At 68.8% G+C, this 25594-nt stretch carries 24 protein-coding genes; 13 read left to right on the forward strand and 11 right to left on the reverse strand.

Features of this window, described 5'->3' with window-relative positions:
* Window positions 1–125: 125 nt before the first annotated feature.
* Both ACGFJ2_RS34285 and ACGFJ2_RS34290 read right to left on the reverse strand, forming a co-directional pair.
* Window positions 126–1925, reverse strand: coding sequence for an ABC transporter ATP-binding protein (locus ACGFJ2_RS34285; protein ID WP_393475385.1), 1800 nt, complete (start codon window positions 1923–1925; stop codon window positions 126–128).
* A gap of 2 nt (window positions 1926–1927) precedes the next feature.
* Entirely contained in the window at window positions 1928–3706 is a 1779-nt protein-coding gene (locus ACGFJ2_RS34290) for an ABC transporter transmembrane domain-containing protein (RefSeq protein WP_393475387.1), read from the reverse strand.
* A gap of 829 nt (window positions 3707–4535) precedes the next feature.
* On the opposite strand from ACGFJ2_RS34290, the gene ACGFJ2_RS34295 reads away from it, so the two are divergent.
* Window positions 4536–5162, forward strand: a complete 627-nt coding sequence (locus tag ACGFJ2_RS34295) for a phosphotransferase (RefSeq protein WP_357944170.1) — start codon at window positions 4536–4538, stop codon at window positions 5160–5162.
* Between the two features lie 146 nt (window positions 5163–5308).
* Here ACGFJ2_RS34295 and ACGFJ2_RS34300 read toward each other — a convergent pair whose 3' ends face one another.
* Together ACGFJ2_RS34300 and ACGFJ2_RS34305 are read right to left on the reverse strand one after the other, a co-directional pair.
* Window positions 5309–5815, reverse strand: a complete 507-nt coding sequence (locus ACGFJ2_RS34300) for a GNAT family N-acetyltransferase (protein WP_364005151.1) — start codon at window positions 5813–5815, stop codon at window positions 5309–5311.
* Window positions 5816–6095: 280 nt separating this feature from the next.
* Window positions 6096–6929, reverse strand: a complete 834-nt coding sequence (locus tag ACGFJ2_RS34305; protein ID WP_393475392.1) for a class I SAM-dependent methyltransferase — start codon at window positions 6927–6929, stop codon at window positions 6096–6098.
* 142 nt (window positions 6930–7071) lie between these two features.
* Between ACGFJ2_RS34305 and ACGFJ2_RS34310 the strand changes: the two genes are divergently transcribed.
* Together ACGFJ2_RS34310 and ACGFJ2_RS34315 are read left to right on the forward strand one after the other, a co-directional pair.
* Window positions 7072–7872, forward strand: a complete 801-nt coding sequence (locus ACGFJ2_RS34310; RefSeq protein ID WP_393475395.1) for a class I SAM-dependent methyltransferase — start codon at window positions 7072–7074, stop codon at window positions 7870–7872.
* Between the two features lie 101 nt (window positions 7873–7973).
* Window positions 7974–8696, forward strand: coding sequence for a methyltransferase domain-containing protein (locus ACGFJ2_RS34315; RefSeq protein WP_357944160.1), 723 nt, complete (start codon window positions 7974–7976; stop codon window positions 8694–8696).
* A 77-nt stretch (window positions 8697–8773) separates the two neighbouring features.
* On the opposite strand, the gene ACGFJ2_RS34320 is transcribed toward ACGFJ2_RS34315, so the two are convergent.
* Genes ACGFJ2_RS34320 through ACGFJ2_RS34330 form a run of 3 tightly spaced genes read right to left on the reverse strand, consistent with a single transcriptional unit; the run spans window position 8774 to window position 12137 of the window.
* Window positions 8774–9514, reverse strand: coding sequence for a succinate dehydrogenase/fumarate reductase iron-sulfur subunit (locus tag ACGFJ2_RS34320; RefSeq protein WP_357944158.1), 741 nt, complete (start codon window positions 9512–9514; stop codon window positions 8774–8776).
* Entirely contained in the window at window positions 9511–11433 is a 1923-nt protein-coding gene (locus ACGFJ2_RS34325; RefSeq protein WP_393475399.1) for a fumarate reductase/succinate dehydrogenase flavoprotein subunit, read from the reverse strand. The genes ACGFJ2_RS34320 and ACGFJ2_RS34325 overlap by 4 nt, the downstream gene beginning before the upstream one ends.
* Window positions 11430–12137: a succinate dehydrogenase cytochrome b subunit gene (locus tag ACGFJ2_RS34330; protein WP_357944154.1), complete on the reverse strand. Its 708-nt coding sequence runs from the start codon at window positions 12135–12137 to the stop codon at window positions 11430–11432. Before ACGFJ2_RS34330 ends, ACGFJ2_RS34325 begins: the two co-directional genes overlap by 4 nt.
* Before the next feature lie 176 nt (window positions 12138–12313).
* Between ACGFJ2_RS34330 and ACGFJ2_RS34335 the strand changes: the two genes are divergently transcribed.
* The 9 genes from ACGFJ2_RS34335 (at window position 12314) to ACGFJ2_RS34375 (ending at window position 21286) form a co-directional block, all read left to right on the forward strand.
* Window positions 12314–13243, forward strand: coding sequence for a LysR substrate-binding domain-containing protein (locus tag ACGFJ2_RS34335; RefSeq protein WP_357944152.1), 930 nt, complete (start codon window positions 12314–12316; stop codon window positions 13241–13243).
* 34 nt (window positions 13244–13277) lie between these two features.
* The gene (locus tag ACGFJ2_RS34340; RefSeq protein WP_357944150.1) at window positions 13278–14414 is read left to right on the forward strand and encodes a fused response regulator/phosphatase; all 1137 of its coding nucleotides are present in this window, start codon (window positions 13278–13280) and stop codon (window positions 14412–14414) included.
* Complete coding sequence (locus tag ACGFJ2_RS34345) at window positions 14411–15565, forward strand: ATP-binding protein (RefSeq protein ID WP_358179287.1); 1155 nt, start codon at window positions 14411–14413, stop codon at window positions 15563–15565. Before ACGFJ2_RS34340 ends, ACGFJ2_RS34345 begins: the two co-directional genes overlap by 4 nt.
* Window positions 15555–16007 carry a response regulator gene (locus ACGFJ2_RS34350; protein ID WP_357944146.1) on the forward strand — a complete coding sequence of 151 codons (453 nt, stop codon included), beginning with the start codon at window positions 15555–15557 and terminating at the stop codon, window positions 16005–16007. Before ACGFJ2_RS34345 ends, ACGFJ2_RS34350 begins: the two co-directional genes overlap by 11 nt.
* 195 nt (window positions 16008–16202) lie before the next feature.
* The gene (locus tag ACGFJ2_RS34355; protein ID WP_357944144.1) at window positions 16203–16988 is read left to right on the forward strand and encodes a hypothetical protein; all 786 of its coding nucleotides are present in this window, start codon (window positions 16203–16205) and stop codon (window positions 16986–16988) included.
* Window positions 16942–18888 carry a fumarate reductase/succinate dehydrogenase flavoprotein subunit gene (locus ACGFJ2_RS34360; RefSeq protein WP_357944142.1) on the forward strand — a complete coding sequence of 649 codons (1947 nt, stop codon included), beginning with the start codon at window positions 16942–16944 and terminating at the stop codon, window positions 18886–18888. The genes ACGFJ2_RS34355 and ACGFJ2_RS34360 overlap by 47 nt, the downstream gene beginning before the upstream one ends.
* Entirely contained in the window at window positions 18885–19637 is a 753-nt protein-coding gene (locus ACGFJ2_RS34365; RefSeq protein WP_225300743.1) for a succinate dehydrogenase/fumarate reductase iron-sulfur subunit, read from the forward strand. Before ACGFJ2_RS34360 ends, ACGFJ2_RS34365 begins: the two co-directional genes overlap by 4 nt.
* A gap of 120 nt (window positions 19638–19757) precedes the next feature.
* Complete coding sequence (locus ACGFJ2_RS34370; RefSeq protein ID WP_357944140.1) at window positions 19758–20456, forward strand: helix-turn-helix domain-containing protein; 699 nt, start codon at window positions 19758–19760, stop codon at window positions 20454–20456.
* Window positions 20457–20467: 11 nt separating this feature from the next.
* Entirely contained in the window at window positions 20468–21286 is an 819-nt protein-coding gene (locus tag ACGFJ2_RS34375) for an oxidoreductase (protein ID WP_357944138.1), read from the forward strand.
* A 7-nt stretch (window positions 21287–21293) separates the two neighbouring features.
* On the opposite strand, the gene ACGFJ2_RS34380 is transcribed toward ACGFJ2_RS34375, so the two are convergent.
* Entirely contained in the window at window positions 21294–21665 is a 372-nt protein-coding gene (locus ACGFJ2_RS34380; protein WP_357944137.1) for a hypothetical protein, read from the reverse strand.
* 238 nt (window positions 21666–21903) lie between these two features.
* A complete protein-coding gene (locus tag ACGFJ2_RS34385; protein WP_393475407.1) occupies window positions 21904–22848 on the reverse strand; it encodes a hypothetical protein in 945 nt (314 codons plus the stop codon).
* On the opposite strand from ACGFJ2_RS34385, the gene ACGFJ2_RS34390 reads away from it, so the two are divergent.
* Complete coding sequence (locus ACGFJ2_RS34390; RefSeq protein ID WP_393475410.1) at window positions 22838–23170, forward strand: hypothetical protein; 333 nt, start codon at window positions 22838–22840, stop codon at window positions 23168–23170. The genes ACGFJ2_RS34385 and ACGFJ2_RS34390 overlap by 11 nt on opposite strands.
* Window positions 23171–23354: 184 nt before the next feature.
* On the opposite strand, the gene ACGFJ2_RS34395 is transcribed toward ACGFJ2_RS34390, so the two are convergent.
* Window positions 23355–25133, reverse strand: coding sequence for a hypothetical protein (locus ACGFJ2_RS34395; protein ID WP_393475413.1), 1779 nt, complete (start codon window positions 25131–25133; stop codon window positions 23355–23357).
* 64 nt (window positions 25134–25197) lie between these two features.
* Complete coding sequence (locus tag ACGFJ2_RS34400; RefSeq protein WP_357944129.1) at window positions 25198–25590, reverse strand: (deoxy)nucleoside triphosphate pyrophosphohydrolase; 393 nt, start codon at window positions 25588–25590, stop codon at window positions 25198–25200.
* Window positions 25591–25594 lie beyond the last annotated feature (4 nt).

Raw genomic sequence — 25594 nt, forward strand, 5'->3', positions numbered from 1 at the left:
GGAAGCCGACTCATCGACCCCCAAAGGCCGCCCATCGGGAGCCGACTCATCGACTCCCAAAGGCCGCCTATCGGGAGCCGATGACCGGTAGCCGGTCACCAGAGTCGGTGACCAGGAGTCGGCGGTCAGGAGTGCTGTGCCAGCCACTCTGACGACTCGTCCGTGGCGAGGGAGCGGGTGCTGGCCGGGGTCCCGTGCCAGCTACTCCACAGGGCCGCGTACGAGCCGCCCTCCGCCACCAGCTCATCGTGCGACCCGAGCTCGCTGATCCGTCCGTCCTCGACCACCGCCACCCGGTCCGCGTCGTGCGCCGTGTAGAGGCGGTGGGCGATGGCGATCACCGTGCGACCGTCGAGCACCGCCGCCAGCGACCGCTCCAGGTGCCGGGCGGCTCGGGGGTCGATGAGCGAGGTGGCCTCGTCCAGCACCAGCGTGTGCGGGTCCGCCAGCACCAGGCGGGCCAGCGCCAACTGCTGGGCGTGGGCAGGGGAGACGGCCAGCCCGCCGGACCCGACGACCGTGTCGAGTCCGTCGGGCAGGGCGAGCACCCAGTCGAGCGAGTCGACCGCCGTGAGGGCCGCGCGCACGGCGCTGTCGTCGGCGTCCGGACGGGCGATCAGCAGGTTGTCACGGAGTGTGCCCTTGAAGATGTGGTGCTCCTGGGTGACCAGCGCGACGTGGCCGCGCAGGTCGTCGAGGGGCAGGTCGACCAGGGGCACACCGCCCACCGACACCGCCCCCGTACGCGGCCCGTGGATGCCCGCCAGCAACCTGCCGAGCGTCGACTTGCCCGCGCCGGAAGGGCCGACCATGGCCAGCCGTTCCCCCGGCCGGACGGTCAGCGACACGCCGTGCAGCACGTCGCGGCCCTCGCGGTAGGCGTAGCGGACGTCGTCGGCCTCCAGCAGTTCGCCCTCGGGCCGCGCGGTGGAGGCGGTCCGGTCGTCAGGCACGTTTGCGACGCCGAGCAGCCGGGCCATGGCGGCCCCGCCCACCTGCAACTCCTCGATCCACATGAGAAACCGGTCGAGCGGGTCGATGAGCTGCTGCGCGTACAAGGTGGCGGCGGTGACCTGAGCCAGCGACACCCAGCCGTTGGTGTAGAACAGGCCGCCGATGAACAGGGTCGAGACGACCGGGATCACGTAGCCCAGCTCAACGGCGGGATACCAGATCGTGCGCAGCCACAGCGTGTAGCGTTCGGCGGCGAACGAGCCACGGATGTCGTTCGCGGTCCGCGCCTCCCGCCGCCGCTGGAGGCCGAGCGCCTCAACGGCCCTGGCGCCTTCGACGGTCTCGGCCAGTCCCTCGGTCATGTCCGCGTAGGCGGCGTTCTCGCGCAGGTAGCCGTCGCGGGCGCGGTTGAGGTACCAGCGGGTGGAGATCCAGAGCAGCGGCACCGCGATCAGCATCGGCAGCATGAGCAGCGGGCTGACCAGCACCATCGCGCCCACGGTGATCGTGAAAGTGACGATCGCGATCAGCGTCTCGGGCACGGCGTGCCGAACGGTTTGGGAGAGGGAGTCGACATCGCGGGAGGTCCTGGTGATCAGATCGCCGGAGCCGGCCCGCTCCACCGTCGACAGCGGCAGGCCGAGCACCCGGTCGACGAACTCCTCACGCAGCTCGGCGAGGACCTTCTCACCGAGCTTGGCCGAGGCGAGCACCGCGTAACGCACCAGAGCGCCCTGCCCGAACAGGAACGCGCCGATGCCGACGGCGAAGAGCAGCACGTTGACGTGGCCGCCGTCCTGGACGTTTTGCACCAGATTGCCGAGTTGCCAGGGCACGGCCAGGCCCACGATCGCCGCGAGCCCGTGCAGGGCGAGCACGACAGTGAGCTGACGCGGATACTTGAGCGTCAGCCGCCTGGCGTAGGCACGCACCTGTCTCTGGTCGGCGACCGGCAGGATCTCGCGGGCCATCGTCAGTCCTCCCCTCTCGTCACGGTCGCGGTGTATTCCGGCGAGGTCGCCAGCAGGTCGCGGTGCGTGCCTTCGGCGAGCACCCTGCCGTTCTCGACGTAGATCACGTGGTCGGTGCGGTCGAGCACCAGCGGGCTGGTCGTACAGACCAACGTGGTCTTGCCGACGCGGGCCTTGGCCAGCCGCTCGCCGATGCGGGCCTCGCTGTGGGCGTCCACGGCGCTGGTCGGCTCGACCAGGATGAGCACCTCCGGATCGGCGAGCAGCGCCCTGGCCAGCCGGAGCCGCTGCTGCTGCCCGCCGGAGAACTCCCGTCCCGCCTCGGCCACCAGAGCGTCGAGCCCGTCGGGCAGGGCCTCGATGATGTCCTCGGCGCAGGCGGCGTACAGCGCCTGCTCCACCCGCTCACCGGACGAGTCGCCACGGACATCGAGCTCGCCGGAAGAGTCGCCGCGGACGCCGAGCCCGCCGGAAAAGTCGCCACGGACGTCCAGCTCGGCGGAAGAGTCGCCACGGACGTCCAGCTCGTCGCGGAGCCTCCCGGTGAACAGGCGGGCGCCGTTGTCAGCGACCAGGATGCGCGTACGGATCTCGGCCATCGGCAGTGTCGCCAGGTCGACCCCACCGAAAGTGACGTCGCCGTCGGCGTAGCGGCCGAGCCGGTCGGCGATGGCGATGGCGTCCTCCGGCAGAGCGGCCGCGATCGCGGTCATGACGCCCGGCTGGACGGTGACGCCGCTGTAGGAGTCGCGCAGCACGCCGCCCTCACTGGTGCCGGTGCCCCCTGACACCTCGGGTTCGATGGACAGAATGCGCACCACGCGACGGGCGGCGACATGGCCCTTGGTCAGTTTGTCGGCGACCTCGGTGAGCGTACGCATCGGGCCGATCAGGAAGACCGCGTAGCCGTAGAAGGCAACGAGCTGACCAGCGGTGATCTCGCCGCCAATCGCGAACGAGGCGCCTATCCCGGTAACGACCGCGATGAGCACTCCGGGCAGCAGGATCTGCGCGCCTTCGAGCAGCGATTCGACCTTGGACACGTTGACGCCCGCAGCCCGTACACGCTGGGACTCCTCGCGATAGCGCGCGGCGAACACCTGCTCGCCACCGATGCCGCGCAGCACCCGCAGCCCCGCCACGATGTCGGCCGACCTGGTGGACAGCTCGCCCATCAGGTCGCGCTGGGCCTTCTGACGCCTGTGCAGCGGCTTGAGCAGAGGCCCGATCGCGACGGCCATCAGCGGCACGCCGAACATCACCAGCAGCCCCAACGGCAGCGAAGTGGAGATGAGGATCACGGTGACCGCGATGATCGCCACGACGGAGCCGGTGCCACGCGGCAGGATCTCCATCGAGTTACCGATGTGGGAGATATCGGAGTTGCCGACGCTGACAACCTCGCCGGTCGAGACCCGCTTGGGCAGCGTGGCACCGAGCCGCGCGGCCTGTCTGGCGGTCACTTGTACGGTGCGGTAGGCGGCGGCCAGCCAGTTGTAGACCGCCATCCGGTGCCGCATGATCCCGGTGAACGCCTGCAGCATGCCGATCACGAGCATGATCGCCGACCAGGTCAGCAGCGCGTCGGTGTCCTTGGCCGTGACGGCGTCGATGCCCTTGCCAAGCACAGCGGGGACCAGCGCCTGCAACAGCCACCAGGCGGTGGCGAAGCCGATGCCGCCCAGCAATGCCGGGGCCTGGGCACGCGCGTTCCACCACAGGTACCGGAGCGGGCTGCGGATGTCGGGCATGCCGAAATCGGCTTCTGGAAGGGATCGCATAGCTCATCAAGGTTGACAAGGCGCCGGCTGACCCGGCAAACCATTTTCCGACTCGAGCACCGCAACGAGTGCTGACCGATCAGGTCCACCAGTCTCCGACCTCACCACCCATAGCGGCGCTCACCGACCAGACCCGCTGATCTCCGACCTGAACACCACACCGATGCTGACCGACCAAGTGCAGCGGTTTCCGACCTGAGCACCCCGGCGGTGCTCACCGACCGGATCCACCGGTCCGTTGTCGTGGCGGCCGGCTGCGTGTACGACCTGCCCGCGACGAACCGCACCGACCTGGATCGCCGACCCCTGCCAGAACGGGGTTCCGGCCACGGCACTCCCGGCGAAGGCGTTCCGCCAAGGCGTTCTGGCGGAGGCGCTCCCGCCGCGCCGAGCGTCGGCCGCGCGCCGGCTGCCGGATGCAGCGGCTGCGCACCGGCGGCTCAACCCGCGCCTGCTGCAGGCGGCGTGTCGGCGTGCCACGGCGGTCCCGCCTGGTCGGCCGGTTCCGGCCACGGCGGCCCTGCAGGCACGGTCCGGCACCCGATCATCCAGCGGACGGCTCCCGCCGATCATCCAGCGGACGGCTGCCGCCGGACTGTCCTTGCGCCTGGCCCCAAGCAGGTAGCAGGGAGCGCGCTGCGGGGACACGCCGAAGCGCTTTACAGGACGCATGTTCGCATCGGGCTGACACATCGTCGTGCTTTTGCCGTTCAGCCGCCCGGTGCCTGCGGTTTCCCTACTATTCTACCGCCGACCCGGTCTTACACCGTGTATCGAGGCTGGCTCAGGTGATTCCGGGGATCTTCCCGGTACGCCAGAATCGATCCCTGTGAAGCACGGGTACACCAACAGCACGGTCGGCGACGACACATGGGTCGTCAAGTGTTATGAAGGCCCTGACGCGGCTATCCGCCTCAAGACCGAGAGCAGGTTCCTGCGCCGACTGCGCGGGCGGCTGCCTGTGCCCGCCGTACACCGGGTGACCCCGACGAGCGTGACCACTCGCTACGTACGCGGGGCGCACGGCCAGGACCTGCTCGACGAGGGCCGCGTGACCGAGGTCCTCGCCGGGTGCGGGAAGACGCTCGCCCGCATCCACCAGCTGGGGATCGTGCACGGCGACTACGGGCCGCAGAACCTGCTGTTCGACCCGGCCACGTTCGAGACGGCGGCGATCCTCGACTGGGAGTGGGCGCACCCGGGCGAGCCGATCGAGGACCTCGCGTGGTGCGAGTGGATCGTACGCATGCACCACGCGGAGCACGTACCGCTCCTGTCGTCCTTCTTCGACGCGTACGGCGGCCCAGTGCCGTCCTGGCCGGACCGTCACGCGGCCATGGTGGCGCGCTGCCGTGCCCTGCTCGACTTCACCGGCAGGTGGGAGCCGGGCGGCGACGGCGAGAAACTGTGGCGCGAGCGCCTCGACGTCACCGCCTCCTGGACCGACGCAGCCTGACGCCGATAGGCGGGCATCAGGGCTGCGGGCGGCCCGTCAGAGATGCGGACAGAGATCAGGATTGCCCGTCAGAGATGCGGACGGGGATCAGGATGGCGGACGGCCCGTCAGAGACGCGGGCGGGCATCGGGATGGCGGGCGGCCGGTCAGAGCAGTCGCAGTCGCCAGTCGTTGCAGCGCATCGGATGACCCACCGGGTACTCGAAGTCGACCTCCCCGACGAAGGTGAACCCGGCCTTGCGGCAGATCGCGTTGGACGCCGGATGCTCTACCGATGGGTAGGCGTGCAGGTGCCGGTGCCTGCCCTCCGCCCGGGCCTTGGTCGCGATGGCGATGGCAGCAGCCGTCGCGATGCCCCGCCCCTGAAACTCCGGCAAGATCCCCCAGCCCGTCTCATAAACGGTCTCACCTTGCCATTCGCGCTCCCAGAAGCCGATCGAGCCGACCGTCTCCAGCTCAGGCTCGACGACCACGCTGAACATGGCGCCCAGTCCCGGATCATCCAGCTTGAGGTAGCGCTCGTGCCGCCCGACCACCTCTTCCTCGGTCTCGGGACCGCCCAGGTGCTCGGTCATCTCAGGAGCGTTGAGGCGGCGCAGCAACCCAAGGTCACCCTGCGACCAGGGCTCAAGTCGGACAAAAGGTATCTCCATCCCGCGGATGGTACTGAACGAGTCTGACAATCACCGCGCGAACCTTGCGACGTCCGGACCCATCCTGCGAATGACCGTGCCGTGTTCGGATTACCTCCGCCGACGGGAGCATTGAGGACGCTCCTACGGCATCGCGACGGTGTTGCCGCGGCGGCCGAAGGACGATGTTGCCGCGGCGGCCGAAGGAGGTCTCGATCATCTGGCGTCGGGATGCGCCGAGGTGGGGCTGCGGTGTCGGCCGACGACCCGCGGGCGCGACGGTTCTGCGAGCGATTCCGGGTCACATCGTTGGGGCGGCCGGACCCGCCGCCGGAGGAGATGCACCACCGGCTGAGGCTCGCAAGGAGTACATGAGCGGGACCCTGGGCGCGCCCTCCGGCAGGCGGTAGCCAGTGTGGTCGCCGGACATCGTGGCGAAGCGGCGGAAGAGGGTGTGGTCGTACTCGTGCAGGAACTCCACCCGCAGGCCCGCCGCCGCCACAGCGCTGACTACGTCGCCGATGCTGTGCTGGAACTGCACGGAGGTGTGGGACTCGATCAGCCGCCCGCCGGTGTACGTGTACGGTTCCTCCCAGATGTGCGGACCCCGGTCGAAGTAGTCGTAGGCGATCGTCGTGCCGGTCTCCTCATCAAGGACTTGGGGAAAGGGGTGGAATTCCGCGAGATAGAGGAATCCGCCCGGTTCCAGCAGCGCGGCGACCGTCTCCGCCCAGCGGGTGAGCTCGGGCAGCCACACCAGGGCGCCGAGGCCGGTGTAGACGATGTCGTAGGTCTCGCCGAGCGCCTCGACCGCGTCGTACACGTCGGCGGTGACGAACCTCGCCGGCAGGCCGCAGTCGGCGGCGATGGCCCTGGCCTGCTCGATGGCGGCGTCGGAGAAGTCGAGCCCGGTCACCTCGGCGCCGAGCCTGGCCCAGGAGAGCGTGTCCAGGCCGAGGTGGCACTGCAGGTGCGCCAAGCGGCGGCCGGACACGTCGCCGACCTCCGCGACCTCGAACGGCCTCAGGACGCTCCGGCCGTTGGCCTTGAAACCTTCGACATCGTAGAAGTCGCTGTCGACATGGATCGGGACCCGTGCGTTCCAGTTGGCCCGGTTGGTCGTCAGGTAGTCCATGACGCCCGAGGGTAAGCAGGAACGCGGTCGCAACGCCTCCCATTAAGTCGGGCGTACCGCCGTCACCTCGTAGCAACGCGGCGTTCGATCAGAGCTGGGTGCCTCGATGACAGCATCGTCGCCGCACTGTCAGCATCGGAGAATGTCCCGCGATCTTCGGCTGATGAGAGCCACCTTCGACAGCGCCGCTCACTCCTATCAGGACGCCCGCCCCGACTACCCGGCCGAGCTGTATTCCGACCTGCTGGCGATCACGGCGATCACGCCACCCGCGCGCCTGCTCGAAGTCGGATGCGGTCCGGGGAAAGCCACGCTGCCATTGGCACGGACGGGCTTCCGGATCACCGCGGTCGAACTCGGCGATGCTCTGGCAGCGGAAGCACGGCGCCGCCTCGCCGAATTCGCCGACGTTTCCGTGATCGCGTCGTCTTTCGAAGACTGGGAGCCGCCGACAGGGGCCAGCTTCGATCTCGCGTACGCGGCCACAGCATGGAAATGGGTGGACCCGAAGGTCAAGTACGCGAAAGCAGCCGAACTGCTCGCCCCAGGCGGCCATTTGGCCGTGTGGAACGCCGACCACGCGTTCCCGGCAGATTTCGACCCGTTCTTCACCGAAATCCAGAAGGTATACGACGAAATCGGCGAAGGTGATGGCAGCCCGTGGCCGCCGCCACCGCCTGAGAACCAGCCCGACCCCATCGCCACCGAGTTCGATGCCTCCGGACACTTCACAGTGGTCGGAACGAGACTCTACGTGTGGGGATTGCGCTACACGGTAGACGAATACATCGCTCTGCTCGACACGTTCTCCGGCCACATCGCCATGGACCCGGCCAAACGTGAACACCTCTACCGTGAGATACGCCGCCTCCTCGCCACACGCCCGGACGGACGGCTCGTCCGCCACTGGTCGGTCGGCCTCACCATCGGCCAACGCCTATGACCTGGGGATAGCCGCTACGCCCGTGACCTGAAGACGCCCGTGCACCGGATCTTTACACGCTCTCCCCGGAAACCGCACACCGACCTGCTTGGCTCATGGTCATGACGACCATCGCGTACCTGGACCAGCTCGCCGCCAGCGCCCCCGGCCGCGCGTACAAGCGGGACCTGCTGGCCATGATGGACCTGCGGCCCGGCCAGACCGTCCTCGACATAGGCTGCGGCCCCGGCACCGACCTGGCCGGCCTCTCCGACGGCGTGACCTCTGAGGGTACGGTGATCGGCCTCGACCACGACCCGGCCATGGCGGACCAGGCCCGGCTACGGCTGGCCGACCGTACCAACGTGGAGATCCGCGTCGGCGACGCCCACGCGATGCCACTCGACGACGGCACCGTCGACCGGGCGCGTACGGACCGGGTGCTGCAGCACGTGCCGGACCCGGGGCGGGTGCTGGCGGAGTTCCACCGCGTGGCCCGGCCGGGCGCCACCATCGCCATGGCCGAACCCGACTGGCACGGCCTGCTGATCGACTCACCGGCCGGCCCGGGCCTCGTCCGATACATCACCACAGAGGTGATCAGGAACCCGGCCATCGGACGGAGCCTCGCCCGCCTGGCCGACCAGGCCGGACTGACCGTACGGACGGTGACGGTGTTCAGCCCGGTGATCCGGGACCTGGAGACGGCCGAGCAGCTCTTCGGCCTGCGCCGCACCCTCTCCAGGGCTGTGCAGGCGGGCTACCTGGAGGACTCCGCCGACCTCGGCTCCGGGCCCTTCCTGGTCAGTTGCCCGCTGTTCATGGTGGTGGCCGACGCACCTTGACGGCGTCAACGCCTGGCAGCCCCGCCAGCCGGCACGGGCGGGCCGTACAAAAAACAAGTAGTACGGCCCGCAGCCCCCTACTTGGCGTTCGCCTTGAGGTAGTCGCTGTTCATCTGCGCGATGGTGTCCAGCGGGATCCCCTTGGGACACACGGCGGTGCACTCACCCGTGTTCGTGCACCCCCCGAATCCCTCCGCGTCCATCTGGTCCACCATCGCCTTGGCCCGCGTCAGCCGCTCCGGCTGGCCCTGGGGAAGCAGCGAGAGGTGGGTGATCTTGGCGGCTGTGAAGAGCGAGGCCGAGCCGTTCGGGCAGGCCGCCACGCAGGCCCCGCACCCGATGCAGGTGGCGGCGTCGAAGGCCGAGTCGGCGTCCTCCTTGCGTACCGGGATGCTGTGGGCGTCGGGCGCCGAGCCCGCCGGGACCGAGACGAAGCCGCCCGCCTGGATGATGCGGTCGAACGCCGACCGGTCCACCACCAGGTCCTTCACCACCGGGAACGGCGCCGCGCGCCACGGCTCGATGGTGATGGTGGCGCCGTCCTCGAAGTGGCGCATGTGGAGCTGGCAGGTGGTGGTGGCACGCTGCTCGCCGTGCGCGACGCCGTTGATGACCATGCCGCACATGCCGCAGATGCCCTCGCGGCAGTCGTGGTCGAAGGCCACCGGGTCGTCGCCCGAGAGGATGAGGCGCTCGTTGAGTACGTCGAGCATCTCCAGGAAGGACATGTCCGGGGAGACGTCTTCGACCCGATAAGTCGTCATCTTGCCGGGAGCTGACGGGCCGCTCTGGCGCCAGACCTTCAAAGTCAAGTTCACTTGTAGCTCCGCTGGGTCATCTTGACGTACTCGTACTCGAGCGTTTCCTTGTGCAGCACTGGTCCGTCCCCGGAGAACTCCCAGGCCGACACGTGTGCGAAGTGCTCGTCGTCCCGCAGGGCCTCGCCGTCGGCGTCCTGCGACTCGGCGCGGAAGTGGCCGCCGCACGACTCGGTGCGGACCAGCGCGTCCAGGCACATGAGCTCGGCCAGGTCGAAGAAGTCCGCGACCCGCCCGGCCTTCTCCAGGACCTGGTTCAGCTCCTCGGCGGTGCCCGAGACCTTGACGTCCCGCCAGAACTCCTCGCGCAGCTCCGGGATGCGCTCCAGCGCCTTGCGCAGCGACTCCTCGGTGCGCTCCATGCCGCAGTAGTCCCACATGAGCTTGCCGAGCTCGCGGTGGAAGGAGTCGGGGGTACGCGTGCCGTTCACCGCGAGCAGCCGGTCGATCTTGGTACGTACCTTGATCTCGGCCTCGGCCACGGCGTCCTCGGAGACCTCACCGAACGGCCCGGCCGCCAGGTAGTCGCCGAGCGTGGTGGGCAGCACGAAGTAGCCGTCGGCCAGGCCCTGCATCAGTGCCGAGGCGCCGAGGCGGTTGGCGCCGTGGTCGGAGAAGTTGGCCTCGCCGATCACGAACAGGCCGGGGATCGTGGACTGCAGGTCGTAGTCCACCCACAGGCCGCCCATGGTGTAGTGGACCGCCGGGTAGATGCGCATCGGCGCCTCGTAGGGGTTCTCGCCCGTGATGCGCTCGTACATCTCGAAGAGGTTGCCGTACTTCTTCTCCACGGCCTCCCGGCCGAGACGGTTGATCGCGTCGGCGAAGTCCAGGTAGACCCCGAGCCCACCGGGTCCGACGCCGCGACCCTCGTCGCAGACGTTCTTGGCGGCGCGGGAGGCGATGTCCCGGGGGACGAGGTTCCCGAAAGCCGGATAAATCCGCTCCAGGTAGTAATCGCGTTCGTCCTCAGGAATGTCGCCGGGCGCCCGGGAGTCGCCGCCCACGAGCGGCACCCACACGCGGCCGTCGTTGCGCAGCGACTCCGACATCAGCGTCAGCTTCGACTGGTACGCGCCCGACACCGGGATGCAGGTCGGGTGGATCTGCGTGTAGCAGGGGTTGGCGAAGTACGCGCCGCGCTCGTGTGCCCGCCAGATCGCCGTGGTGTTGCAGCCCTTGGCGTTCGTGGACAGGAAGAACACGTTCCCGTAGCCGCCGGAGGCCAGCACGACGGCATCGGCCACGTGCCGCTCGATCTCCCCGGTGACCATGTCGCGGACGATGATCCCGCGCGCCCGGCCGTCGTCGACGATCACGTCGAGCATCTCGTGCCGGGTGAACATCTCCACCGTCCCGGCCGCGATCTGCCGCTCCAGGGCCTGGTAGGCGCCGAGCAGCAGCTGCTGGCCCGTCTGGCCGCGCGCGTAGAACGTACGCGACACCTGCGCGCCGCCGAACGAGCGGGTGTCCAGCAGCCCGCCGTACTCACGGGCGAACGGGACGCCCTGGGCGACCGCCTGGTCGATGATGTTCACGGAGACCTGGGCGAGGCGGTAGACGTTCGACTCGCGGGCCCGGAAGTCACCGCCCTTTACCGTGTCGTAGAAAAGGCGATAAATCGAGTCACCGTCGCCGCGGTAGTTCTTCGCGGCGTTGATCCCGCCCTGCGCGGCGATGGAGTGCGCGCGGCGCGGCGTGTCCTGGTAGCAGAACGACTTGACGTTGTAGCCCAGCTCCCCCAGCGTCGCGGCGGCGGAGCCGCCCGCCAGGCCGGTGCCGACCACGATCACGTTGAGCTTGCGCTTGTTGGCCGGGTTGACGAGCTTGGCGGCGAACTTCCGCTTCTCCCACCGCTCCTCGATAGGGCCGGCGGGCGCCTTGGCGTCCTTGATCTCCGGGCCTTCGGTGTACTTCACTTGATCACTCCGAACGTGACGGCGAGCGGCGGCGCGAGGAAGCCGATGACCAGGACCGCGGACACCAGCGCCGCGACCGGGCGAAGGGCCTTGAAACGGGTGGCCCAGCCGAGGGTCTGGAACATGCTCCAGATGCCGTGCCGCAGGTGCAGGCCGACCATGACGACGGCCACGACGTAGAAGAGCGTGACCCACCAGCGCGACAGGTCGAACCCGGCGATCATCCGGTCGGCCGGCGCGGAGTCGTACCCCTTGGGGTTCACCACGCCGAAGCTCAGGTCGAGCAGGTGCCAGACCAGGAAGAGCAGGATCGTGACGCCGCCCCACCGCATGATGTGCGTGGTGTAGCCCTTGGCCTGCGACTTCTTGGCCACGTACTTCACCGGCCGGGCGTGGTGGGCCCGCCGCGCCAGCGAGATCGCGGCCCACATGTGCAGGACCACCGCGACGACGAGGCCGGCCTCCAGGATCGTCAGCACCGTCCGGTACGGCGCGAGCGGCTCCAGCAGTGTGCGGAGCGCCTCGGCGTACTCGTTGAAGGAGTCCTTGCCGAGGAAGATCTTGAGGTTGCCCAGCATGTGAAGGATCAAGAAGAGCACCATCGCGGCGCCCGTGACGGCCATGATGGCCTTCTTGCCGTTGGACGAGCGCAGGAATCCGCCGCGCTTTCCGCTGGGGGTCGGCTTTTTCGGCGTGGGCTTCAAGACTGGCGCGGTAGCGGCGCCTCGCTCAATCGTGGCTGTCACGTCTTCCGACGCTAGATATCCAGCCATGATCCGTCCAAGTCATGACGGGTCTGGTTTCCATAGCCTTCGGCTATGATGCTTGGTTTGTACGGCCGGCGTAAGGAAATCCCACGAGCCGGTGCGAGGAAAATCACATGCAGCTGCAACAGCTCGCCTACTTCGTCGCCGTCGCGGAGACAAGGCACTTCACCCAGGCCGCCGAACGGATGCGGGTCGCCCAGCCGTCACTCAGCAAGCAGATCAAGGCATTGGAGAGCGACCTCGGCGCCCCGCTCTTCTCCAGGGCGCGCGGCAACGTCACGCTGACCCCGGCGGGAGAGGCGCTGCTACCGCTCGCCCGCCGCATGCTGGCCGACGCCGGCACCGCCCGCCAGGAGGTGGCCGAGCTCGCCGGACTGCGCAGGGGCCGGGTCCGGCTCGGCGCCACGCCGTCACTGTGCGCCGGACTGCTCGCCGACGCCCTGGCCCGCTTCCACCTCGCCTATCCGGGCATCGAGCTGCTGGTCGAGGAGGACGGCTCACGCGACCTGGTCAGGGCGCTGGCCCGCGGGCAGCTCGACCTGTCCCTCATCATCACGCCGCTGCAGGGCGACGACCCGTCCCTGGTGACCGAGGAGATCCTGCGCGAGAACCTGGTCGTGGTGACGCCCTCGCACAAGCCCGAACGCAAGCCGTACCTGCGTATGGAGGATCTGCGCGGCAGGGGGATGGTGATGTTCAGGCGCGGCTACGACCTGCGCGAAGCGACCCTGGCGGCCTGCCGCCAGGCCGGGTTCGAGCCCAGGTTCGCGGTGGAGGGCGGCGAGATGGACGCCGTCCTGCGGTTCGTGGAGGCGGGGCTGGGGCTGGCCGTGGTGCCGTCCATGGTGCTCGACGGACGGCCGGGGCTGACCGGCACTCCTCTGGCGCCACCGGGACTGAGCCGCACCATCGCACTGGCCCACCGCAAGGATGTGGAGCCGACGAGGGCGGCGCAGGCCTTCCGTACGACCCTGCTCTCCTTCGTCGTCGAAGCGGGTCATGAGCGCACGCTTCCGCAAGGGGTAGAGCTCATCGCAGAATAATCCCCAACAGCCCGACTTCTATGAAGAGGCGCGTGTGACGGCAACTCTCAACGAAACGCTGACGCTGCTCCTCATCGAGGACGACGCCGGTGACGCGTTCCTCGTCGAGGAGCTCCTGAAGCAGGCCGAGGCACCGCCGCACATCACCTGGGTACGCAGCCTGGCCGAGGGCAAGGCCAAGCTCGACGCCCGGATCCAGTGCGTACTCGTCGACCTCACGCTCCCCGACGCCACCGGTCTGGAGGCGCTGGAGCAGGTGCTGGGGGCGGCGCCGCACGCGGCCGTACTGGTGCTCACCGGGCTGCGCGACGCTCACGTGGGGGTCGCCGCGGTCCAGGCGGGAGCGCAGGACTACCTCGTCAAGCAGGACGTCGACGCGCGGCTGCTGGCCAGGGCCATCCGCTACGCGATGGAGCGCAAGCGGGCCGATCTGGCGCAGCTCAGGCTGGTCGCGGCCGAGCTGACGGCCAAGGAGAACGCCCGGCTGGAGAGCGGCCTGCTGCCCGTCGCCCTGCTGCGCACCGACGCGCTGGAGCACACCACCCGCTACCTGCCGGGCACCCAGGGGTCGCTGCTGGCCGGCGACTTCTTCGACACCGTGCAGACGCCCGACGGCGCGGTGCACGTAGTGGTCGGCGATGTGTGCGGGCACGGGCCCGACGAGGCCGCGCTCGGTGTGGCGCTGCGCATCGCCTGGCGCACGCTGGTGCTCGCCGGGCAGACGGGCGAGCGGCTGCTGCGTACACTCGACGCCGTCCTTTGTGCCGAGCGCCAGGCCCCGGAGATCTTCACCACCCTGTGCATGGCGACCATCACGCCCGACCTGCGCAACGCCAGGATGCGGGTGGTCGGACACCCGCCGCCCGTCCTCGTCCGTGACGGAGTCGTCGGCGTGGTCCCCGGCGCGCCCTCCGGACCGCCGCTCGGCATCTTCTCCGACGCCGAATGGACCGTCCTCGACGTGCCACTGGGCGAGGAATGGTCCATGATGCTCTACACCGACGGCCTGATCGAGGCCGCGGTGGGCGAGCAAAAGGAGCTGCTCGGCGTGGACGGCCTGGTCGACCTGGTACGCGAACACGGCTCGATCGATCTCGACCGGCTCATCAGGCATGTGGGCACGCTCAGCGACGACCTCGCCGTGGTGCGCGTCAGCAGGAGGTCTCAGTGAGCATCCATCCGCTGCCCCCGCCGAAGCCGGCGACGGGCGTCGGCAGACTGCCGGTAGGCCGCTGGTTCCTCGCCGTCGGCGTGGTGAGCGCCGTGGTGTTCGTGCTGGGGGCCACGCTGATCATGAAGCTGGTCGCCGACATACAGGAGCGGGGTCCGCGGCCCGACGTCGCGGTCCAGCTCGACCGGCTGAACGTGGCGCTGATCGTGCTGCTGGCCGTGATGGCCGTGGTGGGGATCGGGCTGGTGTTCATCGTCCGCTACGCCGTACTGAAGCCCATCGCCCAGCTGACCGACCAGGTGCGCAAGGTCGCGGCGGGCGACTTCGACCACCGGCTGAGCGTGGCGCGGCCGGCGGAGCTGGCCGAGCTGTCGAGCCACATCGACTCCATGCGCGCGCGCATCGTGTCGGCCTGGCGGCGGGCCGAGGAGCAGTCCGACGAGTTGCGCAGGTCCAACGGGGAGCTGGAGCAGTTCGCCTACGTCGCCAGTCACGACCTGCAGGAGCCGCTGCGCAAGGTGGCCAGCTTCACGCAGATGCTGGAGCAGAGGTACGGCGACCGGCTCGACGACCGGGCCAAGGAGTACATCCGCTACGCGGTCGACGGCGCCAAGCGTATGCAACTGCTCATCAACGACCTGCTCGACTTCTCCAGGGTGGGCCGGGTCACCGGCGAGCGGGTGGTCACCGACACGGACGCGGCGCTCACCACGGCCCTGGACAACCTGTCGGCCGCGATCGAGGACACCGGGACGGTCGTCACCCGCGACGCCCTGCCCAAGGTCGTCGGCAACCGTGGCCAGCTCACCCAGCTCTTCCAGAACCTGATCGAGAACGCCGTCAAGTTCCGCTCCGACCTGCCGCCGCGGGTGCACATCGGCGTCAAGCGGGCCGGGCGGATGTGGGAGTTCAGCTGCTCGGACAACGGGATCGGGGTGGAGGCCAAGTACGCCGACCGCATCTTCCTGATCTTCCAGCGCCTGCATCCACGGGACGTCTATCCAGGGACCGGCATCGGGCTCGCGCTCTGCCGCAAGATCGTCGAGTATCACGGCGGCCAGCTCTGGCTGGATGGCGAAGACAAGGCTGCGGGGAAGGGCGCGACGTTCCGCTGGACCCTGCCCGCGGCTGGAGATGAAAATGACGACTGACTGGCGGCCGATCGAGGTGCTCCTGGTCGAGGACGACCAGGGTGACGTGCTCCTCACCAAAGAGGCGTTCGACTTCAACAAGGTCCGCAACCGCCTGCACGTGGTCAACGACGGCGAGCAGGCGATGGCCTTCCTCCGCCGGGAGGAGGGCTACCAGAACGCGCCGACGCCCGACCTCATCCTGCTCGACCTGAACCTGCCCCGGATGGGCGGCTTGGAAGTGCTCACAGAGGTGAAGGCCGACGCCGAGCTGCGCACGATCCCCGTGGTGATCCTGACGACCTCGGAGGCGGAGGAGGACATCCTGCACAGCTATCGGCTGCACGCGAATGCGTACGTCTCCAAGCCGGTAGATTTTGAGCAATTTATCCGAGTTGTCCGCCAAATAGATGATTTTTTCGTGACTGTGGTTAAGCTGCCGAGCAAAGGGCAGCCCACGTGACAGGGGTACGTGACAGGAATCACAGCGAGTCATCGAAAAAGTGAGTGACCCTCCTCACAAATCCCGAGGCGGTCGTCGTAACGTATCCCCCACCAAAGCGCTCTGCGAGCGGAGGCCACGCCCCGCCGTGCACGCGCCAAGCGAACGACCCGGATTCCCTGCGAGCAGGGTCCGCGGGAGGTGGAGAGGTCCGCGATGACCCAAACGACGCCCGATGCTCCTGTCAGAAGGCAGCGTGCGCAGATAAAGGTGCGTACGCTGCGCACCGACAGATGGTGGCTGGCCCCGCTGCTGACGTTCCTGGCACTCAGTGCCTTCCTCGTCTACGGCGTATGGGCGATCATTGACAGCAGCTACTACATCGATCCGTACATCGCCCCGTTCTCGTCGCCGTGTCTGACGACCTCGTGTGCCGAGGGCGCGCGGCTGTTCGGCTGGGCGCCGATCGGTGACTGGTACACGCTGCCGCCCGGTCTGCTGATCCTCGGCCTGCCCGGCGGGTTCCGGCTGACCTGCTACTACTACCGCAAGTCCTACTACCGGTCCTTCTGGCTGTCGCCGCCCGCGTGCGCCGTTCAGGAGCCGCACGGCAAGTACAGCGGTGAGACGCGCTTCCCGCTGATCATGCAGAACATCCACCGGTACTTCTTCTACGCGGCCATCGTCATCGGCGCGATCCTGAGCTACGACGCGATCCTGGCGGTCGTCCACAAGCCGCTGGGCCTGGGCTCGTGGATCCTGATCGCCAACGCCGTCCTGATCGTCGCCTACACGCTGTCGTGCCACTCGTGCCGGCACATCACCGCGGGCCGGCTCAACCACTTCTCCCGGCACCCGCTTCGCTACCGGGCCTGGACGTTCGTCTCCAAGCTCAACGCCAAGCACCAGCCACTCGCGTGGGCCTCGATGTTCTCCGTCATGGGCGCCGACCTCTATGTCCGCCTGGTCGCCAAGGGCATCATCGCCTTCCCGTTCGCTTAAGGATCTTTCTGTGGAAATCGAGCGTCACGAATACGACGTCGTCGTCATCGGCGCGGGCGGCGCCGGGCTGCGGGCCGCCATCGAGGCCCGCCAGCAGGGCAAGCGGACGGCGATCGTCTGCAAGTCGCTGTTCGGCAAGGCCCACACGGTCATGGCCGAGGGCGGCGCGGCCGCCGCGATGGGCAACGTCAACTCAGACGACAACTGGATGGTGCACTTCCGTGACACCATGCGGGGCGGCAAGTTCCTGAACAACTGGCGGATGGCCGAACTCCACGCCAAGGAGGCCCCCGACCGGGTCTGGGAGCTGGAGGCCTGGGGCGCGCTGTTCGACCGCACCAAGGACGGCAAGATCAGCCAGCGTAACTTCGGCGGGCACGAGTACCCCCGGCTGGCCCACGTCGGCGACCGCACCGGACTGGAGCTGATCCGCACGCTGCAGCAGCGCGTCGTCGCGCTGCAGCAGGAGGACTTCGAGACGCACGGCGATCACGAGGCCTACATCAAGGTCTTCGCCGAATGTACGGTCACCCGCCTGCTCAAGGACGGCGACCGCATCTCGGGTGGCTTCGGCTACTGGCGCGAGTCCGGAAATTTCGTGGTCTTTGATGCGCCCGCCGTCGTGCTCGCGACCGGCGGCATCGGCAAGTCCTACGTGGTCACCTCCAACTCCTGGGAGTACACCGGTGACGGCCACGCCCTGGCCCTGCTGGCCGGCGCGAAGCTGATCAACATGGAGTTCATCCAGTTCCACCCCACGGGGATGGTCTGGCCGCCGTCCGTACGCGGCATCCTCGTCACCGAGTCGGTCCGCGGCGACGGCGGGGTGCTGCGCAACTCCAACGGCGAGCGCTTCATGTTCAACTACATCCCCGAGGTGTTCAAGGACAAGTACGCCACCAGCGAGGAGGAGGGCGACCGCTGGTACACCGACCAGGCCAACAACCGCCGTCCCCCGGAGCTGCTGCCGCGTGACGAGGTGGCTCGGGCGATCAACTCCGAGGTGAAGGCGGGGCGCGGCTCTCCCCAGGGCGGCGTCTTCCTCGATGTGTCCAGCCGGCTCCCGGCCGAGGAGATCAAGCGGCGGCTGCCGTCGATGCACCACCAGTTCAAGGAGCTGGCCGACGTCGACATCACCGCCGAGCCCATGCAGGTGGGTCCGACCTGCCACTACATCATGGGCGGCGTCGAGGTCGACGCCGACACCGGCGCGGCGGCCGTGCCGGGACTCTTCGCCGCGGGCGAGGTCTCGGGCGGCATGCACGGCTCCAACCGGCTGGGCGGCAACTCGCTGTCCGATCTGCTGGTCTTCGGCCGCCGAGCGGGCGCCGGAGCCGCCGCGTACATCGACGGCCTGCCCGCCAGGCCCCAGGTGTCCCAGGAACTCGTCGAGGAGGCGCACGCCGAGGCCCTGGCCCCGCTGGGCCGCTCCGGCGAGAACCCCTACGAGGTGCACCACGAGCTCCAGCGGACGATGAACGAACTCGTCGGCATCATCCGCAAGGCCGAAGAGGTCTCCGAGGCCCTGGAGGCCGTGGAGAAGCTCAAGGAGCGGGTCCAGCTGGTCGGCGCGGCCGGCTCGCGGATCTACAACCCCGGCTGGCACCTCGCGATCGACCTGCGCAACATGGTCCTCGTCTCGGAGTGCGTGGCGCGGGCCGCGCTGCTGCGCGAGGAGAGCCGCGGCGGGCACACCCGCGACGACTTCCCCGGCATGAACCCGGCGTGGCGCCGCAAGCTGCTCGTCTGCTCGACGGAGGACGGCTCGTCCATCTCGGTCGAGGAGAAGGTGCAGCCTACGATGGCCGACCACCTGATCAAGCTGTTCGACCGGGACGAGCTGGCGAAATACCTCACCGACGAAGAGATGACCGAGTTCGACGGGATCGCAAAGTCATGAGCTACAAGGCAAAGTTCAAGGTATGGCGCGGTGAGGGCGGTGAGGGCAAGCTCGAGGACTTCACCGTCGAGGTGAACGAGGGCGAGGTCGTCCTCGACATCATCCACCGCCTGCAGGCCACGCAGGCGCCGGACCTGGCGGTCCGCTGGAACTGCAAGGCCGGCAAGTGCGGCTCCTGCTCGATGGAGATCAACGGCAAGCCCCGGCTGGGCTGCATGACGCGGATGTCCACCTTCACCGAGGACGAGACGATCACCGTCACGCCGATGCGTACGTTCCCCGTCATCAAGGACCTCGTCACCGACGTCTCGTTCAACTACGAAAAAGCACGCGAAATCCCGTCCTTCACCCCGCCGGAGGGTGTGCGGCCGGGCGAATACCGGATGAAGCAGGTCGACGTCGAGCGGTCCCAGGAGTTCCGCAAGTGCATCGAATGCTTCATGTGCAACAACATCTGCCACGTGATCCGCGACCACGAGGAGAACAAGCCCGCCTTCGCCGGGCCGCGCTTCCTCATGCGCATCGCGGAGCTCGACATGCACCCGTACGACGTGGCGGACCGGCAGGAATCAGCCCAGGAGGAGCACGGGCTGGGCTACTGCAACATCACCAAGTGCTGCACCGAGGTCTGCCCCGAGCACATCAAGATCACTGACAACGCGCTCATCCCGATGAAGGAGCGCGTGGCCGATCGCAAGTACGACCCGATCGTGTGGCTGGGCAACAAGATCTTCAAGCGCGCCAAGTAGCGTCGTACTCGTACTGAAGCAGGCCGGTGAGGGCTCCCCTCACCGGCCTTCTTCATGAGGCCGGGTGACTTTTTGACTTCTTTTGCTAAGCTGGTCAATAAGTCAGATGGAGGTCGCACGATGGCGCTGGGAAGACCGAGCGAGGCGGCCGACCGCGCCGACCGGATCCTCGACGCGGCGGCCGAGCTGACCGTGCGCCTCGGCGTTCGCAAGGTGACGATCGACGACATCGCCCAGCGGGCCGGCATCGGCAAGGGCACCGTCTACCTGCACTGGCGTACCAAACAGCAGCTCTTCGAGGCCCTGTTCGTGCGCGAGGCCATCATCTACGTGGAGACGCTGCTGGCGGAGTTGCGCCGCGATCCGGCCGTGGTGCTGCCCCACCGCATGCTCAGCACGCTGTTCCTGGTGAGCTGCCGCCGGCCGATGCTGCGGGCGCTCCTCGCCGGCGACCTGCCGCTCCTCCAGGGCAGGATGGCCGACAGCGCGACGCGCAGCCACGAACTGCTCGCCACCGCGCGCTTCCACGAGGTGATGATCCGTCACGGCCTGCTCCGCGACGACGTCGAGCACCTGATCTACGGCCTGACCGCGACGCAGGCGAGCTTCTACCTCCTGGGCACCGTGATCACGGTGCCCGACGAGCCGGACCCCGAGGCCAAGGCCAGGGTGCTCGCGCACATCGTCCGGCACGCGTACGAGCCGGCCGAGCAGCCGGACGCACAGGTGATCGCGGCCGCCGCCGCGGAGATCATCGCCGCCTCGGAAGCCCTGATACCGCCCTACCGGGAGTGGCTCTACGCCGCACACCCCAGATGAAAGGTCGTTCCATGGCAGCCAAGATCTGCCTCGTCACAGGCGCTTCGGCCGGCATCGGCCGCGCCACCGCACTCGACCTGCTGCGTGCCGGCCACACGGTGTACGGCGTGGCCCGGCGCGTCGACCGGATGGAGGACATCCGCAAGGCCGGCGGCCACACCCTCGCGATGGACGTCACCAAGGAGGAGGACCTGCGACGCGTCGTCGACACCATCCTCGCCGAGCAGTCACGCATCGACGTGCTGGTGAACAACGCCGGCGTCGGCGTGTACGGGGCCGCCGAGGACGTGCCACTCGACACCGCGCGCCACCAGTTCGAGGTCAACATGTTCGGGCCTGCCCGGCTGATCCAGCTGGTCCTGCCGGGGATGCGCGAGCGCCGCTCCGGCACGATCGTCAACGTCTCCTCGATCGCGGGGGTGATCTCGCTCCCGCTCGGCGCCTGGTACCACGCCTCGAAGCACGCCCTGGAAGGCTATTCCGACACCCTGCGCCAGGAGGTCGGCCGCTTCGGCATCAAGGTGGTGGTCGTCCAGCCCGGCCTCATCAAGACGGAGTTCGAGTCGAGCACGCCCCACGACCTGCGAGAGGTCTCCGGCAAAGGCGCCTACGCCTCCGTCGCGAACGCGATGGCCGACCGCGCGGAAGCCGCTTTCGCCGGGAAGAACAAGGCCTCGGACCCCTCGGTGGTCGCCCAGGCCATTCGCACGGCCATCGACGCCAAGGCCCCCAGGCCGCGGTACGCCGTCGGCTACCTGGCCAAGCTGCTGCTGAGAATCCACCGGCTGCTCTCGGACCGCGCCTTCGACAAACTCGTCACCCGTACGTGACGCCGCTTCACCAGCAGCGCATGTCCCTCAATCCGCCGTCATACATGCCGTCCAGGTGGACGATCACCTGGTTCGTGGCAGAAGTCTCGTCCGGTTGAACGCCAGGCTCGTCAAACGGCGTCCAGGCCATGATCTCGAAGTCATCGAGGTCTCCGTCGGGATCCTCGATCTTCGCCTGGCGGTAGTGGTTCAGCACCTCCTGGACGGGCCGGTCGGTGGAGACCTCGAAGCGAATGGTGTACCAGCAGTCGCCGGAGTCGCCGGTCACCTCCACTTGCGGGTCGATGTACCCGAAGTCCGCTCCGGGCGGCGGCGGATACTCCTGGATGCGGTCCACCATGCGCGCCAGCCGATAGTCGTTGAGCCAAACGGGCGTCATAACGATCGCCCCGAGTAACACGAACGGCACCAACGACAAGCCCAGGCAACCGATCCGCCGAGCTACACGTGAATGCCCGGACTTTTCCGATAATGCGGGTTCAGCCGCGGCTGGGGGAGTCGACATGGCTGACATACTCGCGTACCGCGCGAAAAACGGGTCATCGAGCGGTCAGGGCGGCGAGTCGCGTGCCGAATCCGACGGCCGGACGCCACAGTCGCGAGATCGTACGACCGCGTTACGGGCGACGTCCCCAGCGGCGCTTGGGCTTCTGCGGAGGCAGCGGCTGGATGGCGGTCACATCGGCGGGCGCCCCATCTGCGGGCGCCCCTTCGGCGGCCAGCCCATCGAGTGTGGGCCCTTCGAGGGTTGGCCCTCCGGGGCCAGGCCCTTCGATGCCAGGCCCTTCGGTGCCGGGTCGGGGCCGGCCGATGCTCTGCCACGGCTCGGCGTCGCCGGTCTCGGCGGCCGAGGCGGCGCCCAGCGGGCGCTCAGGCGAGTCTTCGTACGGACCGGCACCACCGGGCGGGATGTCCGCGGGCGGCTGCTCAGCCGGGACCAGAGCCTCGAACGGGGCCCGGTACGACTCCCCCTGGGGCTCGGGACGGCTGAAGGCATCGAAGTCGGACTTGGCCGGCTCCTGGCTGAACGTGTCGAACTCGTCCGGATGCAGCACCACCGGCTCGCCCGCCGTGGGCGGCTGCGCGGGACCGTAGCCGGGCTGGCCGTACATGTTCGGGTCCTGATAGACCGCGCCGTACTGGACTTGTCCCCCCGGATAGGTCTGTACGGGGACGAAGCTGATAATCGGCGCATACGCCGTACCGCCCGGATAACCGGGCGCCGCGAAACCGGCAGTGGCATAACCGGGGCCCGCCGGATAGCCCATCCCGCCCGGTCCACCGGGGGCTCCCGGGAAGCCGGGCTGACCAGGGCCGCCCTGTGGACCCGCCTTGCGTACGGCCGCCGCGTGGGCCATCCGGCGCAGCCGCCCCTCGAAGATGAGCACCGCGAACAGCACCAGCAGCACCAGCACGAGCGCCGGAATGCTGAGCTGCTGCGTAAGCGTCCGCTGGTCGTACTCGGGAGCCGCGTTACGCAGTTCGAGCGGGACCGACTCCTCCGTCGAGCTCTCCGTCAAACTCGGCGACGGCGTCGTCGAAGGGGTCTCGATGGGCGCCACGCTGGGCAGGACGACGCCCGAGTCCGTGGGCTCGGGCGTGGACGAGGTGGCGGTCGTAGACGGCACCTCCACGCTCTGCGACGGCAACGGCTGCAGCGACGAGGGCGTGGACTTGGTCGTGCTGGGGGTCGAGCTCGGCGTCTTCGAGTGCTTCGGGGTGCTCGTCTTCGTCGTCGTCTTCGTGGGCGCGGTGACGGTCTTGGTGATCGTCGTTTCCGGGTCCGGAGTGGGGGTGTCCATCGTCGTGGTGACCGTGACGGTGGTCTCCGGCGTGGTGTCGCACACCTCGCCCGCTTCACAGGGCTCGACGGCGGGGTCGTAGGCGACCGCGGAGGCGCTCGCGCTCTGGAGGACGAAGGGAACCGCACCGGCACCTGTCAGCCCTAAAGCCAGGATCAGTGCGGACACGGCCGTCGCTCGCGTACGTGCCACCTGTGCCCTCCGCGCAGTCCCGAAACCATGGTCAAGGGAATCCTAGCCGGGTAAAAGTAACAGTAAAGACGGAATTACAACACCTTTCGCCGCAATCGCGCCCGTTGTGCCCTGGCGACCAGCCACAGCGCGCCGAGCAGCACCGCGATCCCGCTCGCGACCCATGGCAGTCCGCGTGCGCCTGCCAGGGGATTCACCCGCTCGGCCGGTTGAAAGCGGTTACCGGTAATGGCGAATGGCAAGGGCGGCCCAGCTTCTTCGGCTGATGTCATGGCCCCCCACCCGGTTCCCGCACCGGCACCGAAACCCGGAGTTCCAAGTCCCGGAGCGCCGCCTGCGGGGGTGCCGCCTTGTGGGGCGCTCAGTGCTGGAGCCCCGGCTCTTGGCATGCCACCGGTGCCGACTCCTGAAGTGCCGCCGACTCCCGGAGCGCCGAGCCCCGACGTCGGCGGAGGGAGGACCTGGGGAACCTGGGGCAGGGTCAGTGCGGGCTCGCGCCGCAGCTCAGGCGCCGGGACCTGGACGGCCGTCCCGTTCGGTACGGCGCTGGACGCGTGCGCATGACCGGCTGAGACCATCCGCAGATGGGACTTCGCGGTATGCCCGTTTCTAGGGCGTACGCTTCCGGCGACCGCCGTCTTGTCCGGGCGAGCGTCCTCGGCGCCGCGTTGGACGCGCACCGCTCGGCCGCTCAGCGTGACATCGCCACGCGGGATCTCGATGAGCGTCCCCACGCTGTCATCGGCGGCCTCCCCACGCACCGCCCCCTGTCCGCGCGCCCCCTTCGGCAGGGTCTGGGCGGACGTCTTCGCCCCCTTCGGCAGGGTCTGGGTGGACGTCTTCGGCCCCTGCTGCAGGGTCGCGACAGGTGCGGCCGGCCGGCCGCTCGCCCTGACAGGGGCGCTCACTGGGGCCTTGACAGAGGTCGTGGTCGAGCCGACGACGGTCGCGAAACCGCCGCTCGTGTCACGCGCCCGAGCCGCCGCCGTGAGCACGACCTCCTTCGGCCCGCTCGGCACGGTGAGCAGCACGTCCACCGACCGATCCCCCGCCACATCACCCAGCGCACAAACCCGCGCCCCAGGGACCACACCCGGCGCCGTCACACCCGACGCGCTGGCCGCCGGAGCGGTCGGCACCAGCGCGGTCCTCAGCGTCGCGGCCGGCGTCGATGACCGCCCGGACGCCAGCACGCCTCGCGACGACGCCACCCCGGCGACCGATCGCCCACCCATCGAAGCCTGTTCGTCAGCCGCCTCCCCAGCGGCGAGCGCGTTCAGAGCGGCGGTCCGAGCCGCCAGAGCACCGCCCGACGCATGCACGCGGCCTACCGACTGCCCATCCGGCGAAGCCTGCCCGCTCCCAAAATCCTGCCCGCTCGGCAAAGCCTGCCCGACGGTCGCCTGCCCACCCTGAACGGCCTGCCCACCCGGAACCGCCAGCCCACTCGGGACCTGCCCGCCCGGAACCGCCTGCCCGCCCGGAACCGTTCGCCCCTCAATCGCCTGATCCCCCGGCCCGCCCACGATTCCCGGACCCGCGTCCAACAACCCACCGGCGGGCAAGCTCGGGCACGTCATCGACGTCAGCGCGTTCGCCGGGCTGGTCGCCACCGCGAGCCGGGCGTCGCTGCCCATCCCCTCCAGGCTCACCCGAAACCGCAGCGCATCCCCCGTACGTACCCATCGCCCGATCTCGCCGGCATCGCCCAGCCGCTCGAAGACCAGCGCGATCCCAGCCCCGCCAGCGGCCCTGAAGACCTCGGCCGCCACGGGCTCGCACTGGATGCCCGCCAAAACCGACGCCCCCGCGAAGGCCAGTGCCCCCGCCACGATCCAGCCATGTCTGACCACGTCGCCTCCCCTCAGGCCGCGTGACATTACGCTCAGTAATCGTTATGTCACCCAGAGGAGATGGTTAACCCTGTCGGAGCAGATCTTCCACGGCTTCCATGACCGGCAGATCCGCCCCGAGCCAAGCCACGTCGTAATACTCGCCAGGCCCGAGCCACCGCAGCGCCAGATGCTCCTTGGCCTCCGGCACGCCCGAGGCCAGGGAGGCCAGCCAGGCCCGCATGACGTACCCCTCGGACAGCGGCCAGTCGCCGCCCACCCGCGCGCCGACCGACACGGTCACGCCGAGTTCCTCGCGGCATTCCCGGATCAGCGCCTCGCTCTCGCTCTCGCCGGGATCCACCTTGCCGCCCGGGAACTCCCACCCGCCGGCGAGGGCGGGCGGCTCGGCCCGCTGCGCGGCGAGTACGTGCCCATCCGACGAGACGATCACCGCCGCCACCACGATCACCGTCATACCG

This window comes from Nonomuraea sp. NPDC049028, assembly GCF_043197735.1.
Lineage (GTDB): Bacteria > Actinomycetota > Actinomycetes > Streptosporangiales > Streptosporangiaceae > Nonomuraea.